The 14,354-nt window shown below is 71.8% G+C and carries 17 protein-coding genes and 1 pseudogene; 9 read left to right on the top strand and 9 right to left on the bottom strand.

Annotation, left to right across the window (positions count from 1 at the left end; genetic code table 11):
• Positions 1 to 169 precede the first annotated feature (169 nt).
• Positions 170 to 568, bottom strand: a pseudogene (locus tag CCN72_RS00950) (MBL fold metallo-hydrolase); the annotation flags it as partial.
• A 105-nt stretch (positions 569 to 673) separates the two neighbouring features.
• On the opposite strand from CCN72_RS00950, the gene CCN72_RS00945 reads away from it, so the two are divergent.
• Complete coding sequence (locus CCN72_RS00945; protein WP_086805905.1) at positions 674 to 1,324, top strand: ABATE domain-containing protein; 651 nt, start codon at positions 674 to 676, stop codon at positions 1,322 to 1,324.
• On the opposite strand, the gene CCN72_RS00940 is transcribed toward CCN72_RS00945, so the two are convergent.
• On the bottom strand, positions 1,258 to 1,734 hold the full coding sequence (locus CCN72_RS00940; protein ID WP_244174095.1) for a M55 family metallopeptidase: 477 nt from the start codon (positions 1,732 to 1,734) through the stop codon (positions 1,258 to 1,260). The genes CCN72_RS00945 and CCN72_RS00940 overlap by 67 nt on opposite strands.
• An 86-nt stretch (positions 1,735 to 1,820) precedes the next feature.
• Here CCN72_RS00940 and CCN72_RS00935 point away from each other — a divergent pair, with 86 nt between their 5' ends.
• Positions 1,821 to 2,096, top strand: coding sequence for a hypothetical protein (locus CCN72_RS00935; RefSeq protein ID WP_085565991.1), 276 nt, complete (start codon positions 1,821 to 1,823; stop codon positions 2,094 to 2,096).
• A gap of 113 nt (positions 2,097 to 2,209) precedes the next feature.
• Positions 2,210 to 4,027 (top strand): phosphatidylglycerol lysyltransferase domain-containing protein, encoded by a 1,818-nt coding sequence (locus tag CCN72_RS00930; protein WP_086805904.1) that lies wholly within the window; start codon positions 2,210 to 2,212, stop codon positions 4,025 to 4,027.
• Between the two features lie 88 nt (positions 4,028 to 4,115).
• Here CCN72_RS00930 and CCN72_RS00925 read toward each other — a convergent pair whose 3' ends face one another.
• The 4 genes from CCN72_RS00925 to CCN72_RS00910 form a co-directional block, all read right to left on the bottom strand.
• The gene (locus CCN72_RS00925; protein ID WP_425276120.1) at positions 4,116 to 5,510 is read right to left on the bottom strand and encodes a sensor histidine kinase; all 1,395 of its coding nucleotides are present in this window, start codon (positions 5,508 to 5,510) and stop codon (positions 4,116 to 4,118) included.
• 18 nt (positions 5,511 to 5,528) lie between these two features.
• Positions 5,529 to 6,245, bottom strand: a complete 717-nt coding sequence (locus CCN72_RS00920; RefSeq protein WP_085565988.1) for a response regulator transcription factor — start codon at positions 6,243 to 6,245, stop codon at positions 5,529 to 5,531.
• Positions 6,246 to 6,404: 159 nt separating this feature from the next.
• On the bottom strand, positions 6,405 to 6,980 hold the full coding sequence (locus CCN72_RS00915; RefSeq protein WP_086805902.1) for an FMN reductase: 576 nt from the start codon (positions 6,978 to 6,980) through the stop codon (positions 6,405 to 6,407).
• On the bottom strand, positions 6,977 to 8,122 hold the full coding sequence (locus CCN72_RS00910) for an LLM class flavin-dependent oxidoreductase (protein ID WP_086805901.1): 1,146 nt from the start codon (positions 8,120 to 8,122) through the stop codon (positions 6,977 to 6,979). The genes CCN72_RS00915 and CCN72_RS00910 overlap by 4 nt, the downstream gene beginning before the upstream one ends.
• A 98-nt stretch (positions 8,123 to 8,220) precedes the next feature.
• On the opposite strand from CCN72_RS00910, the gene CCN72_RS00905 reads away from it, so the two are divergent.
• From CCN72_RS00905 to CCN72_RS00895, 3 genes are read left to right on the top strand one after another with little or no spacing between them, the layout of a single operon-like run.
• Positions 8,221 to 8,559: a YnfA family protein gene (locus tag CCN72_RS00905; protein WP_086805900.1), complete on the top strand. Its 339-nt coding sequence runs from the start codon at positions 8,221 to 8,223 to the stop codon at positions 8,557 to 8,559.
• 49 nt (positions 8,560 to 8,608) lie between these two features.
• Entirely contained in the window at positions 8,609 to 9,385 is a 777-nt protein-coding gene (locus tag CCN72_RS00900) for an SDR family NAD(P)-dependent oxidoreductase (RefSeq protein ID WP_037663451.1), read from the top strand.
• Complete coding sequence (locus tag CCN72_RS00895) at positions 9,385 to 9,576, top strand: hypothetical protein (RefSeq protein ID WP_086805899.1); 192 nt, start codon at positions 9,385 to 9,387, stop codon at positions 9,574 to 9,576. Before CCN72_RS00900 ends, CCN72_RS00895 begins: the two co-directional genes overlap by 1 nt.
• Positions 9,577 to 9,601: 25 nt before the next feature.
• Here CCN72_RS00895 and CCN72_RS00890 read toward each other — a convergent pair whose 3' ends face one another.
• The 3 genes from CCN72_RS00890 to CCN72_RS00880 all read right to left on the bottom strand — a co-directional run bounded on the left by CCN72_RS00890 (position 9,602) and on the right by CCN72_RS00880 (position 11,502).
• Positions 9,602 to 9,916: a hypothetical protein gene (locus tag CCN72_RS00890; RefSeq protein ID WP_202441970.1), complete on the bottom strand. Its 315-nt coding sequence runs from the start codon at positions 9,914 to 9,916 to the stop codon at positions 9,602 to 9,604.
• Positions 9,904 to 10,194 carry a hypothetical protein gene (locus CCN72_RS00885; protein ID WP_086805898.1) on the bottom strand — a complete coding sequence of 97 codons (291 nt, stop codon included), beginning with the start codon at positions 10,192 to 10,194 and terminating at the stop codon, positions 9,904 to 9,906. Before CCN72_RS00885 ends, CCN72_RS00890 begins: the two co-directional genes overlap by 13 nt.
• A gap of 114 nt (positions 10,195 to 10,308) precedes the next feature.
• On the bottom strand, positions 10,309 to 11,502 hold the full coding sequence (locus tag CCN72_RS00880) for an RtcB family protein (RefSeq protein WP_086805897.1): 1,194 nt from the start codon (positions 11,500 to 11,502) through the stop codon (positions 10,309 to 10,311).
• Between the two features lie 241 nt (positions 11,503 to 11,743).
• On the opposite strand from CCN72_RS00880, the gene CCN72_RS00875 reads away from it, so the two are divergent.
• From CCN72_RS00875 to CCN72_RS00865, 3 genes are all read left to right on the top strand, one after another.
• Entirely contained in the window at positions 11,744 to 12,508 is a 765-nt protein-coding gene (locus CCN72_RS00875) for a hypothetical protein (RefSeq protein ID WP_086805896.1), read from the top strand.
• Positions 12,509 to 12,634: 126 nt separating this feature from the next.
• A complete protein-coding gene (locus CCN72_RS00870; protein ID WP_244174094.1) occupies positions 12,635 to 13,486 on the top strand; it encodes a DUF3558 domain-containing protein in 852 nt (283 codons plus the stop codon).
• A 92-nt stretch (positions 13,487 to 13,578) separates the two neighbouring features.
• Positions 13,579 to 14,354: DUF2637 domain-containing protein (locus CCN72_RS00865; RefSeq protein WP_244174093.1), on the top strand; the 776-nt coding region annotated here is incomplete at its 3' end.

Genomic DNA, 14,354 nt, shown 5'->3' with positions numbered 1-14,354 from the left:
GACTACCCGTCCCCGTCCGGCCGGACCCTGACCAAGACCGCCCCGTCGGCCACGACCCCCGCCGAGGTGGGCCCGGTCGACGCGGTCCTCCTCTCGCACGACCAGCACGCCGACAACCTCGACCACTCCGGCCGGGCGCTGCTCGCCGACGTACCCCGTACGCTCACCACCCGGGGCGCGGCAGTTCGACGGACTCCCAGGGGGCGAGGGGCTCGGCGGTGCCGCCGAGCCGGGCGGCGGCCGCCGGGGTGGTGAGCGTACGGGGTACGTCGGCGAGCAGCGCCCGGCCGGAGTGGTCGAGGTTGTCGGCGTGCTGGTCGTGCGAGAGGAGGACCGCGTCGACCGGGCCCACCTCGGCGGGGGTCGTGGCCGACGGGGCGGTCTTGGTCAGGGTCCGGCCGGACGGGGACGGGTAGTCGCCGGGGCCGTCGAAGGTGGGGTCGGTCAGGAAGCGCAGGCCGCCGTACTCGATGAGGACGGTGGGACCGCCGAGCACGCGGACGGGGACGTCGATGGAGCGGGCGGTAGCGGCCACGGCCACTCTCCTCACGGTTGGTGATGAGTTCATCCGTGAGAGACGGTAGACCTTTCTCACGGATGGCCGCAAGCCCTACCATGAGGAGTGAGGGGAGGCGTCCAGAGCGGACGCCATCCGCGGCGCGAGGGAGAGAACATGGCCGGGACCGCGACGGGGGCCGCCGGGCCCGCCGACGAGCCGCCGACGAGCCCGGCGCCCGGCGCCGAGGAGTACCCCTCGCTCGACCTCGCCGACAGCGCGATCGCACTGCCCGGCGGGCACTTCATCGACTTCCTCGGCACACCCGCCGCCGCGAACGACTGGCTCACCGCGCACGCCCTCGCGCCCGCCGACGCGGGGCTCCGGGAGACCTGTGCGGCCCAACTGCGCTCCCTGCGTGAGCACGTACGGTCGCTGATCGCGGCCCGCACCGAGGGGCAGGCACCCCCGGCCGGCGCCCTGAACGCCGTCAACGACGCGCTCACCCGCGCCCCCGCGGCGGAGTTGCTGCACTGGTCCGCCGAGCGGGGCCTGCACCGGGCGGCCGCGCACCCCACCACACAGATCCTGGACCACGCCCTGGCCGCGCTCGCCACCGACGCGGCCCGGCTGCTCACCGGCCCGGACGCGGACCGGCTCACCGCGTGCGGCTCCCCGCCGTGCAACCGCTATCTGCTGCGGCGGGGCCGCCGCCACTGGTGCTCCACCCGCTGCGGCGACCGCGCCCGCGCGGCCCGCGCCTACGCCCGCCGCACCGCGCGCCCGGCCGAACCCGAGACGGGAGCCGACGGCACCCCGGACGCGTGAACGACCCGGCTCAGCGGTACGGCGCCCGCCCCGTCAGCGACGCCGCGACCCCGCGTCCGCACCCCGAACCGGCAGTACAGCGGGGGCGGTTGACCGGTGGTACGGATGGTCCCGCCGTCCTCCGCCGTGACTCCGGGGAGGCCGAGCAGGGTCGTGGGGGCGGTGGTGGACCGCCGGCGGACGGTGCGGGTCGCCTCGGACACCGACGGGTCCCGCTCCGTCACCTGGGCGCATGCCGCGCGGGGGTGCGGGTCCTCGGGGCGCAGATCGCATGTCGGGCCGTGGGCGTCGTGCACGAGGATCTCGTGGGCGCCGGCCGCCAGCGCGCCGCGCACCGCCGCGTTCACGTCCTCCGCCATCATGGAGCGGCCCCGCTCGTCGTCCCGGCCACCCGGCTGGACGTCGACCATGCCGGACCCTACGTATTGTAGGTTCCCAACCGGCCAGGGCCGTAAGGCCGTTCATACACCTGTTCCACCACGTCAACGGGGGATCCATGCAGGACACGGAGACGGCGACCAGCGGTGAGGTCTGCGCACGCAGCCTCGCACCGACCCTCGCCGTACTCGTCGTCAGCCTCTTCGTCGCCGCCGTCGGCGTGTACGAACTGTGCGGCTTCGGGCTGCACAGCCTCGACCGGCGCCCGCATCTGTTCAGCGACGGCCTCGCCACCGGCGGGGTGATCGTCGCGGCGGTGGCCGCCGGGGCCGCGGTGGGCAACTTGGCCTGGCTGCTGGCCTCCGCCCGGCGCGGCTCGGAAAGGACCGGGTAAGAAGCGGGCCCGGTACGCTCCTGTCCCGATAGACAGACCGGCGCCTTTTTCCCTACAAGCTGTAGGGTCGCGCTCGTAGTCCCCGTCCCCCTTCCCCAAGGTGACCAGTCACCATGCCCGCTCCGCAGTCGACCGTCCCCTCCGCGCACGCCCCCGCCGAGCGTGCCCCGCACCGCGAGTTCCCGCCGCTCACGCCCGGCCCCCGGCTGCGCGCCGGCGCGGCCTCGGCCACGGTGTGGTACCTGCGGCTGATCGCCGTGCTCAACGTCCTCGCGGTCCTCTCCCTGCCGTTCCGCCAGGAGGTCCACGAGCACAACACCAGCAAGCTCTTCAACCAGGAGCATCCGCATCACCACGTCGGCGCGTTCTTCACGCCGTACCTGGCCACCGGCGGCCTGGTCTCGGCCGCGCTCGCGATCTTCCTGATGCTGGTGATGCGGCGCCGCAAGCGTGCCGCCTGGCTGACCAACATCGCGCTCGCCGGACCGCTCCTCGCGGTGTACGTCATCGGGCTCATCACCCAGGACCGGTACGCCGACCATGTCTTCAACTGGGTCTCCGCCGGTCTGACCGCTCTGTTCGTGGCCGCCCTACTGATCGGCAGGCGTGAGTTCAACGCGGTCGGCGACCCCTCCAACCCGAAGCTGGCGCTGGCCGTCGGCGCGGGCGGACTGCTGGCCACCGGGGGCCTGGGCACCCTGCTGGTGCACGCCACCAACAAGCTGCCCGGCGCCAATCTCACCGACGAGATCGTCTACACCTATCTGCGCGGCATCAGCGTCGGCATGTTCGCCGACCGCATCGACCATGTGCACGCGCCCCGTTGGACCGACATCACGGTCAACGCCCTGCTCGCCGCGGCCTTCTGCCTCGTCCTCTACGCCTGCTTCCGCTCCCCGCGCGGCAAGCAGCTGCTCACCGCCGCCGACGAGGAGCGGCTGCGCGCCCTGCTCGACAAGCACGGCGCCCGCGACTCCCTCGGCTACTTCGCGCTGCGCCGCGACAAGGCCGCCGTCTTCTCCCCCAGCGGCAAGGCCGCGATCACCTATCGCGTGGTCGGCGCCGTCTCCCTCGCCTCCGGTGACCCGATCGGCGACCCCGAGGCATGGCCCGGCGCCATCGACGCCTGGCTCGCCGAGGCCCGCAGGCACGCGTGGATCCCCGCGGTCATGGGCGCGAGCGAGGAGGCCGGCACCGTCTACGCGCGGCACGGCCTGGACGCCCTCGAACTCGGTGACGAAGCGATCGTGGACATCGCCGACTTCACCCTCGAAGGACGCCCGATGCGGGTGGTCCGCCAGGCCCACAACCGGGTCAAGCGGGCCGGTTACACCGTGCGCATCCGGCGCCACGAGGACATCCCGGCCGAGGAGATGGCCCATCTCATCGACCGCGCCGACCACTGGCGCGACGGCGCCACCGAGCGCGGCTTCTCCATGGCACTGGGCCGCCTCGGCGACCCCGGGGACGGCCGCTGCGTGATGCTGGAGTGCCGCGACGGCGACGACCAGCCGCGCGCCCTGCTCAGCTTCGTGCCCTGGGGCGAGCACGGCCTCTCCCTGGACCTGATGCGCCGCGACCGCGACTGCGAGAACGGCCTGATGGAGTACATGGTCGTCGAACTGCTGCTGCGCGCCGGGGACTTGGGGGTCCAGCGGGTCTCGCTGAACTTCGCCATGTTCCGCTCGGTCTTCGAACGCGGCGCGCGGCTCGGCGCGGGCCCGGTGCTGCGGCTGTGGCGCTCGGTCCTCACCTTCTTCTCCCGCTGGTGGCAGATCGAGTCCCTGTACCGGGCGAACGCCAAGTACCGCCCGGTGTGGGAGCCACGGTTCCTGCTCTTCGCCAAGTCCAGCGACATCCCGCGGATCGGCCTGGCGAGCGCGCGGGCGGAGGGATTCCTCACGTTGCCGGTGATCGGGGAGCGGTCGTAGCAGTCGTAGCGGTCGGGGCGCTCCCCTGCCCGCGCCCGACGGCGGAAAGCCGCACGTGGGGCGGGCAGGGGACCCGGCGCAACAGGATCTACCCCCCGCCCACCGTGAACCCGATCACCGCGCCCCCGCCCTCCCGGCGATACGCGAACGGCGCTCCGCCGTGGGCCATCGCGACCTCCCGGACGATGGACAGGCCGAGCCCCGAGCCCGGCAGGGAGCGCGCGTCGGCGGCTCGGTAGAAGCGGTCGAAGATGCGGATCAGGTCGCCCTCGGCGATGCCGGGCCCCCGGTCCAGGACCTCGACGCGGACGGTGCCCGGCCGAGCCGGGCCCATGATGTGGACCTCGATCGGCGCCTGGCCCGCGCGGTCGAACTTGGCCGCGTTCTCCACCAGGTTGGACATGGCCCGCTGGAGCATCCCCGGCCGCCCGTCGGTCGTCGTGTCGCCGCTCACGCGCAGCAGGATCTGCCGTCCGGTACGCCGCGACGCCAGCCCCACCACGTCCTCCGCGATGTCGGCGAGGTCCACCCGCTGCGGCGGCTCGGTGTCCGACTGCCCGGCCGCGAGGTCCACCAACTCATTGACCAGGTCGGTGAGTTCGCGGGCCTCCTGGGTGAGGTCGGCGACGAGGTCGTCCCGGGTGTCCGGGGGCAGCTCGTCGATGCGGCGCAGCAGGGAGATGTTCGTGCGCAGCGAGGTGAGCGGCGTCCGCAGCTCATGGCCCGCGTCCTGGACCAGCCGCCGCTGGTCCTCCTCCGACTGCGCGAGCCGCCCCAGCATCCGGTCGAAGGCCCGCCCGAGCCGCCCCACCTCGTCGAGCCCGGCCACCGGGACCTCGATGCCGAGGCGCCGGGTGCGGGCGACGTCCTCGGCGGCGTTGGTGAGCACCACCAGGCGCCGGGTGATCCGGCGGGCCAGCCACCAGCCGAACAGCCCCGCCGCCACCACCACGGCCGCCATCAGGATCAGCGTCCGCTGCTGGAGCGTGCGCAGCAGATCCTCGGTGTCGCTGAACTCCTGCGCCACCTGCACCGCGCCCCGCCCGTCGCCGAGCGAGACGGTGGCGATGCGGTAGAGGTCGTCGCCGACCTGGACGTCCTTGTGCTCGACCGCTTTGCCGGCCGTCCGCGCGAGCGCCATCGACCTGTCGTGGGAGGTGACGGGCAGCGACGGATCGCCGTGGTCGACGATCTCGCCCCGCGCGCCGAGCACCTGCACATCGGTACGGGCGGGCCGCACCAGATCGTGTCCCGGCCGGGAGGAGGAGAAGTCGTCCGGCTCCATCCTGTGCTGCCGTACCTCGTCCCGTACGTCCTGCACGACCTGGCTGAACACCGACTGCTGGTCGACGCGGACCAGCCGGGCCGCGGAGCCGTACGACACGATGCCGACGAGGATCGCGACGGCCGCGGTGACGGCGGCGAAGGAGATGGCGAAGGTGGTGCGCAGGGAGACCAGCTTGGGCCGGCGCCGAGCGAGCATCCGGCGCAGGCGGCCCACTCAGTCCTCCCGCAGCACGTAACCCACGCCCCGCACCGTGTGGATCAGCTGCGGGGCGCCGGGCTCGTCCAGCTTGCGGCGCAGATAGCCGACGTAGACGGCGAGGTTCTTGGAGCCGGGGCCGAAGTCGTAGCCCCAGATGCGGTCGTAGATCGTGGAGTGGTCGAGCACGATGCCGGCGTTGCGCACCAGCAGTTCGAGCAGCTCGAACTCGGTGCGGGTCAGCTCCAGCTCCCGCTTGCCGCGCCAGGCCCGGCGGGCCTGGAGGTCCATGCGGATACCGGCGGCCTCGACCTGCCGGTCGGAGAGCTGGGGCTCGCCCCGGCCGCCGCCGTCGCCCACGGCAGGGCCCGCGGGGACCGGGCTGGTGCGGCGCAGCAGGGCGCGCAGCCGGGCGAAGACCTCCTCGACGTCGAAGGGCTTGACCACGTAGTCGTCGGCGCCGGCGTCCAGGCCTGCGATCCGGTCGGCGGTCTCCACCAGGGCGGTGAGCATGAGGATCGGGGTGCGGTCGCCCTCGGCGCGCAGCACGCGGCAGACCTGGAGGCCGTCGATGCCCGGCATCATCACATCGAGCAGCAGGACGTCCGGTGGCGTCTTGTGGGCCTGTGCGAGCGCCTCGACGCCGTCGGCCACCGCCGTCACCTCGTACCCTTCCAGGGTCAGGGCACGTTCGAGGGCGTGGCGGATGGCACGGTCGTCTTCGGCGAGGAGCACAGTCTGGGGCACGTCACCAGTCTGCCAAGGCGGCCGACGGTTCGGCGGGGGTGGTTGGGCCTACGATCACCCTTTTTACCGCGCTCTCACCGTCACACGGGCAACCGGCGCGGGTCGCCTACCGTCTTCTCACCGAACGGGGTGGGGAGGCCGCGGCTCCTAGGACGCGCGCAGTGCCGCCAGCTGCTCGGCGAAGGGCACCACTTCCCGCTCCTCCCGGCGCTCCGTCTTCGGCATCAGCGCGGCCAGTTCCTGTGCCGCGCGCTCGATCCGCTCCGGCAGGCCCGCCGCGCCCCAGTCCTCCGAGGCGGCGTAGACGCCGGTCGGTACGACGACGGCCCGCAGATAGGAGAAGAGGGGGCGCAGGGCGTGGTCGAGGACCAGGGAGTGCCGTGCGGTGCCCCCGGTCGCGGCGATCAGCACCGGCTTGCCGGTCAGCGCGTCCTTGTCGAGGACGTCGAAGAACGACTTGAACAGCCCGCTGTACGACGCGCTGAACACCGGTGTGACGAGGATCAGCCCGTCGGCCCCCGTCACCGCGTCCTGCGCGGCGGCGAGCGCCTTGCCCGGGAAGCCGCTGGTGAACTGGTGCGCGATCTCCACGGCGAGGTCGCGCAGCTCGATCACCTCGGTGTCCACGGCTGTCCGGTCCGCCACCGCGGCGGCGAGCCGGTCGGCCAGCAGCCGGGTGGACGAGGGGACGCTCAGTCCCGCCGATACGACGACGAGCTTCATGCGGCACTCTCCTGCTTCTCGCGCTTGCCCTGCTTGTCCTGCTTCTCGTTCTCTTCCTTCGCTTCCTTCGCTTCCTTGGCGGCCAGCAGCGACCGGTGCGTCGGCGCGTCCGGCACGTCCGCCGGGCGGCCCTTCGCGAACTCCTCGCGCAGCACCGGTACGACCTCCCCGCCGAGCAGGTCCAGCTGCTCCAGGACGGTCTTCAGCGGCAGCCCGGCGTGGTCCATCAGGAACAGCTGGCGCTGGTAGTCGCCGGCGGTCTCACGGAAGGCCAGGGTCCGCTCGATGACCTGCTGCGGGGAGCCCACGGTCAGCGGGGTCTGCTCGGTGAAGTCCTCCAGCGAGGGGCCGTGGCCGTACACCGGGGCGTTGTCGAAGTACGGCCGGAACTCGCGCACCGCGTCCTGCGAGTTCTTCCGCATGAACGCCTGGCCGCCCAGGCCGACGATCGCCTGCTCGGGGGTGCCGTGGCCGTAGTGGGCGTAGCGCGCCCGGTACAGGTCGACCATCCGCTTGGTGTGCTCGGCCGGCCAGAAGATGTTGTTGTGGAAGAAGCCGTCGCCGTAGTAGGCGGCCTGCTCAGCGATCTCCGGGGAGCGGATGGAGCCGTGCCAGACGAACGGCGCCACGCCGTCCAGCGGCCGCGGGGTGGCGGTGAAGCCCTGGAGCGGGGTGCGGAACCGGCCCTCCCAGTCGACGACGTCCTCGTGCCACAGGCGGCGCAGCAGGGCGTAGTTCTCGACGGCGAGGTCGATGCCCCGGCGGATGTCCTTGCCGAACCAGGGGTAGACCGGGCCGGTGTTGCCGCGGCCCGTCATCAGGTCGACGCGGCCGTCGGCCAGGTGCTGGAGCATCGCGAAGTCCTCCGCGATCTTCACCGGGTCGTTGGTGGTGATCAGCGTGGTGGACGTGGAGAGGATCAGGTTCTCGGTCCGCGCGGCTATGTAGCCGAGCAACGTGGTGGGGGACGACGGCACGAACGGCGGGTTGTGGTGCTCACCGGTCGCGAAGACGTCCAGGCCGACCTCCTCGGCCTTCAGCGCGATGGCGACCATGGCCTTGATCCGCTCGCGCTCGGTCGGCGTACGCCCCGTGGTGGGGTCCGTCGTCACATCACCGACCGTGAAGATCCCGAACTGCATGGCCACTCACCCTCCAATTGGTTGACCATTCAACTACACCGTGCCCAACAGTCCCCCTCACCGGGATATTCCGGGGGCGCTCATGCCAAGCTGCCCCCATGCCGATCCTCCGTTCCGCCGCTCTCTTCGTCGTCGCCGCGATCTTCGAGATCGGCGGGGCCTGGCTGGTCTGGCAGGGGGTGCGGGAGCACCGGGGGTGGCTGTGGGCGGCCGGCGGGGTGATCGCGCTCGGGGCGTACGGATTCGTCGCGACCTTCCAGCCGGACGCGCACTTCGGGCGCATCCTCGCGGCGTACGGCGGGATCTTCGTGGCCGGTTCGATCCTGTGGGGCGTGGTCGCGGACGGTTACCGGCCGGACCGCTGGGACATCGCCGGGGCGCTCGTCTGCCTCGGCGGAATGGCGCTGATCATGTGGGCCCCGAGGAACGGCGGCTGAGCCTCGCCTACATTGGACGGAGCCGACCGACACACCCGAGGAGCAGCCCATGGCCACGTCCGCCCCGTCCGCCGCCTCCCGCATCGCCGTCGTCACCGGTGCGAGCAGCGGCATCGGCGCCTCGACGGCCCGGCAGCTCGCCGCCGCCGGATACCGCGTGGTGCTCACCGCCCGCCGCAAGGACCGGATCGAGGCCCTGGCGGAGGAGATCAACGCGGCCGGTCACGCGGCGACGGCGTACCCGCTGGACGTGACGGACCGCGCGGCCGTGGACGAGTTCGCGACGGCCTTCCAGACCATCGGCGTCCTGGTGAACAACGCGGGCGGCGCGCTCGGCGCCGACCCGGTGGCCACCGGCGACCCGGCCGACTGGCGCACGATGTACGAGACGAACGTCATCGGCACCCTGAACCTCACCCAGGCCCTGCTGCCCAAGCTGGAGGCGAGCGGCGACGGCGTCGTGGTCGTGGTCTCCTCCACCGCCGGACACGCGACGTACGAGGGCGGCGCGGGCTATGTCGCCGCCAAGCACGGCGCCCATGTGCTCGCCGAGACCCTCCGGCTGGAGATCGTCGGCAGCCCGGTGCGCGTCGTGGAGATCGCGCCCGGCATGGTCAGGACCGAGGAGTTCGCGCTGACCCGCTTCGGCGGCGACGCGGACAAGGCCGCGAAGGTCTACGCGGGCGTGGCCGAGCCGCTGACCGCGGACGACGTGGCCGAGACGATCACCTGGGCGGTGACCCGGCCCAGCCACGTCAACATCGATCTCCTGGTCGTCCGCCCGCGCGCCCAGGCATCCAATGCGAAGGTCCACCGGGAGCTGTGATGTCCGAGGAAACCGGCGGCACGCCCGTGCCGCCCACCCCCGCAGAGGTCTTCGACGAGGACTTCGACAAGCGCCGCCTCGCCCGCGAGAAGCGGGACGAGCGCAAGGTCTGGTACTTCCTCGCCTACTTCCTCTTCGGCATCCACCTGGTGGCGTTCGTCATGATCTACGCCGTGCGGCACGGCAAGTAGACCCACCGCCCCACCGGGTCTCGGGTCAGCGGGCCGCCCGGCACGTCGGGTCGTCCACGATCACCGCGTTCGCCGGGACGATCTCGACATCGTCGTCGTCCTTCTGCTGGACGAACTTGGTGGTGGCGTACGCCCGCTTGCCCGCGCCGACGCACTTGGTGGCGAGGTTCCCGAACCCGTCGGGGAAGTTGTAGACCTCGGCGGGCGAGTCCTCCCCGGCGCGGCCCGCCACCGGGGCGTCCGCCTTGCCGCGCTCCTCGTAGTGCTGCCGGGAGCAGCCGCTGAGCAGCAGCGCCGCGCAGACCCCCGCCACGGCGAGGGACGCGCTCAGCCGGCGCACGCCTTGTCCTCCACTATCTGCACGTTCGACGGCCCGCTGGCATTGGTCGTCACATACGCGCGAAACCCGTGCCCCACACATTTGGTGGCCAGGTTCCCGAAGCCGTCGGGCATGTTGTAGACCTCGGCGGGCGTGTTGTCCCCCGCCTTCCCCCGCACGGGCGCGTCGCCCTTGCCGCGCTGGTCGTCGTACTTCTGCGAGCAGCCCACGAGCAGACCCGCCACGATCACCACCAGACCCGCGGCCCGGATCGCCCCGCTGCTGCGTCCTCGGTTCATCGGCCGTCCCTCCCCGGGGAGTTCCCCACGCGGCCGCCGCACGGTCGGCACCCGCACCCTGAGGACAGCGCCGGGGGCCGGTATGGTTCCGGCCCCCGGCGAGCGCTCGCGGCCTCAGCCCTTCACGCAGACGACCTGCTTCAGCTTCGCGACGACCTCCACCAGGTCCCGCTGCTGGTCGATGACCTGGTCGATGGACTTGTAGGCGCCCGGGATCTCGTCCACGACGCCGGAGTCCTTACGGCACTCCACGCCCCGCGTCTGCTCCTCCAGGTCCTTGGCGGTGTAGCGCCGCTTGGCCGCGTTGCGGCTCATGCGCCGGCCCGCGCCGTGCGAGGCGGAGTTGAAGGAGCTGTCGTTGCCGAGGCCCTTGACGATGTACGAGCCGGTGCCCATGGAGCCCGGGATGATGCCGAGGTCGCCGGAGCCGGCCCGGATCGCGCCCTTGCGGGTGACCAGCAGGTCCATCCCGTCGTACCGCTCCTCCGCCACGTAGTTGTGGTGGCAGGAGATCTCCGGCTCGAACAGCGGCTTGGCCTTCTTGAACTCCTTGCGGACGACGTCCTTCAGGAGGGCCATCATCAGGGTGCGGTTGTACTTGGCGTACTCCTGCGCCCAGAACAGGTCATTGCGGTACGCCGCCATCTGCGGGGTGTCCGCGACGAAGACGGCGAGGTCGCGGTCGACCAGGCCCTGGTTGTGCGGGAGCTTCTGGGCCACGCCGATGTGGTGCTCGGCCAGCTCCTTGCCGATGTTGCGGGAGCCGGAGTGCAGCATCAGCCAGACCGCGCCGGTGGTGTCGGTGCAGACCTCCACGAAGTGGTTGCCGCTGCCGAGCGTGCCCATCTGCTTGGTGGCCCGCCCCTGGCGGAAGTGGACCGCCTCGGCGACCGAGTCGAACCGCCCCCAGAACGCGTCCCAGCCGCTGGTCGGCAGGCCGTGGAAGCCGCCCGGCTCGATCGGGTCGTCGTGCATGCCGCGGCCCACCGGGATCGCCTGCTCGATCTTCGAGCGCAGCCGGGACAGGTCGCCCGGCAGATCGTTCGCGGTCAGCGAGGTCTTCACCGCGGACATCCCGCAGCCGATGTCCACCCCGACCGCGGCCGGACACACCGCGCCGCGCATCGCGATCACCGAGCCGACGGTGGCGCCCTTGCCGTAGTGCACGTCCGGCATCACGGCGAGGCCCTTGATCCACGGCAGCGTCGCGACGTTCTGGAGCTGGCGCAGGGCGCCCTCCTCGACCGTCGCCGGGTCCGCCCACATCCGGATCGGCGTGCGCGCGCCCGGCATCTCCACGTACGACATGACTTCTTCGTCCCCCCGGACTCGGCAACAAGAAACGACAACAAAATGCTTAAAAGCATCAAAAAGGAAAAGCAGCGCCAAGTGCATCGAAAGCGGACTGCGGACCGGCATCCACGGCGGCGCGTGCGATACACATTGTCTCCAGGCCGGCCCCCGCCGCGGCAAGCGAATAACCAGCGGGGACACTGAGGCGACCATCGCGCGCATCCATCGGAGCGCAGCCGTCGGAAGGAGCACGCCCGTGCAGCGGAAGGCGTACGTAACCGGCACCGCCGCCCTGCTCGCGGCGCTGCTCGCGGGCTGCTCCGGCGGCTCGGGCGGCGGCGGCGCGGCGGACGACGCCAACCCGGGCGACGCCGGGACCGCCACCGTCGCGGCCCAGCCCGGCCGCTACCGCACCCTCCCCGAGCCCTGCGGCGCGGTGAGCCACGGCACCCTCGACGCGCTGCTGCCCGGCATCAAGCAGATCGCCGACCCCGACCAGCGGGACAAGGCGTACCAGGGCGAGGCCGAGCTGACCTACGACACCGACCGCAAGGTCGGCTGCCGCTGGAAGGTCCCCTCCGCCGACTCCACCGACCGCCTCTCGGTCGACCTGGAGCGCGTGGTGTCGTACGACAACACGGTCAGCGACGACGACCAGGCGCGGGAGCTGTTCGAGCAGAAGGAGACGGCCGCCGATCTCCCCGTGCCGAGCGACACCCCGTCGGCGAGCACGGGGAGTGACGGCGCCGGCGCCTCCCCCTCGGGCGCCATGGCCCCCGAACTCCAGCCGCGCACCCTCTCCGACCTCGGCGACGAGGCATATCTGGACGACAAGCTCGGCTCGTCCGGCGGGGCGGCCGCACAGCGGACGGTGACTGTGGTGTTCCGCACGTCCAATGTCGTCGTCACCATCCAGTACGAGGAGCAGCCGATGGCCGCCGGCGCCGCGCCCGACAGCAAGGAAATGCAGGACAGGGCCCGTAATCTGGCCGCCAAGCTGGACGACGCGCTGGGCAGCTGATCCACTTCCGGGCCCCTCGTGCCCCCGGCCGCAAAGGTCCCGAACGGAAACCGCACAGCTCCTTCACCGCGTACGGTGGCCCCGCAGGAACCCGCACGAACACCGAGCGTCATGAGTGAAGGAACCATGCAGCGAGCCAAGCGAGACGACCGTGACCGGCTGGAACAGCGAAACAGGCGGCTGCGCCGTGCCCTTGTCTGCGCGGCCGCGGTCCCCGCGGTGCTGATCACCGCGGCCTGCTCCTCGGACTCCGGCGATTCCAAGCCCAAGAGCGACGGCACGAGCGCCAGCAGCCCGGCGGGCGACAGCGCCTCACCGTCCGCCAGTTCCTCCCCGACGGTGGCACCGGCGGCGTACAAGACGCTGCCGGACGCCTGCAAGGCCCTGTCGAAGAAGACGCTGGGCGACATGGTGCCGAAGGCCGACTCCTCGGGCAAGAAGGGCAGTTCGGACGAACCGTCCTCCCGTGCCTCCTGCTCCTGGAGCAGCCTGAGCAACAACGGCGTCAAGGGCTCCCAGTTCCGCTGGCTGAACGTCTCCCTGCTGCGCTTCGACTCCGACACCACCCGCGGCTCGGGCAACACCCAGGCCCACACGTACTTCACCAACCAGGTCAAGGACGCCCAGTCGGTGGGCGGTGCCAAGAACGCCAAGGTCGTCCCGGTGTCCGGCACCGGCGACGAGGCGACGTCCGTGCGCTACGACCTGAGCAAGAAGGAGGGCCTCTTCAAGCAGGAGACCCTGGTGGCGCGGGCCGAGAACGTCGTCGTCACCCTCGACTACAACGGCGCGGGTCTCGCGGGCGACAAGACCCCCGACCCCGAGGACCTCGCCAAGTCCGCGGAGAAGGCCCTCAAGGAGGCGGTGGCCTCGGTCTCCGCGGCCAACAGCGGCTCCGGATCCGGCGGTTCCTCGGCCGGCTCGTCCACGAAGCCCTCCGGCAGCGCCTCGGCCTCCACGGGCTCCAAGAAGAGCTGATCGAACGGGCTTACGCCTGACCGGCACCATGTGCGCCGCACGCGTGTGCCACCCTGTTGCGCGCAACAACAGGCAACGGGAGGGGAGTACGAGTGGCCGCGCCACCGCAGCTGACTCGGATGCACCGGATACTCATCGGCATGGTCGTGGGCGGCGCCCTGATCATCGCGGGGATCGGCTTCGCCGGTTCCTACGCGGCCGTCCGTGAGCTGGCCCTGAAGAAGGGCTTCGGGAACTTCGCCTATGTGTTCCCGGTCGGCATCGACGCGGGTATCTGCGTCCTGCTGTCCCTGGATCTGCTGCTGACCTGGGTCCGCATCCCCTTCCCGCTGCTGCGCCAGACCGCCTGGCTGCTGACGGCGGCGACGATCGCCTTCAACGGCGCCACCGCCTGGCCCGACCCGCTCGGCGTCGGCATGCATGCGGTGATCCCGATCCTGTTCGTCGTCGCCGTCGAGGCGGCCCGGCACGCCGTCGGCCGGATCGCGGACATCACGGCCGACAAGCACATGGAGGGCGTCCGGCTCACCCGCTGGCTGCTCTCCCCGCTGCCCACGTTCCTGCTGTGGCGCCGGATGAAGCTCTGGGAGCTGCGCTCCTACGAGCAGGTCATCAAGCTGGAGCAGGAGCGCCTCGTCTACCAGGCCCGGCTGCGCTCCCGCTTCGGCCGCGCCTGGCGCCGCAAGGCCCCGGTGGAGTCCCTGATGCCGCTGCGCCTGGCGCGCTACGGCGTCCCGCTCGCGAAGACGGCCCCCTCCGGCCTGCTGGCGGCGGGCATCGAGCCGGTGCTGCTGCCGCCGGTGTCCCTCTCGGCGACGCCCGAACTCACGGCGGGGGCGGACGCGATACCGGCGGCAGCAGCACCGGC

The sequence above is a fragment of the Streptomyces murinus genome, from assembly GCF_002154555.1.
GTDB classification, from domain to species: Bacteria; Actinomycetota; Actinomycetes; order Streptomycetales; family Streptomycetaceae; genus Streptomyces; species Streptomyces murinus.
Note: the sequence above shows the minus strand (reverse complement) of the source record. Positions and strands in the feature narration are given on the sequence as shown.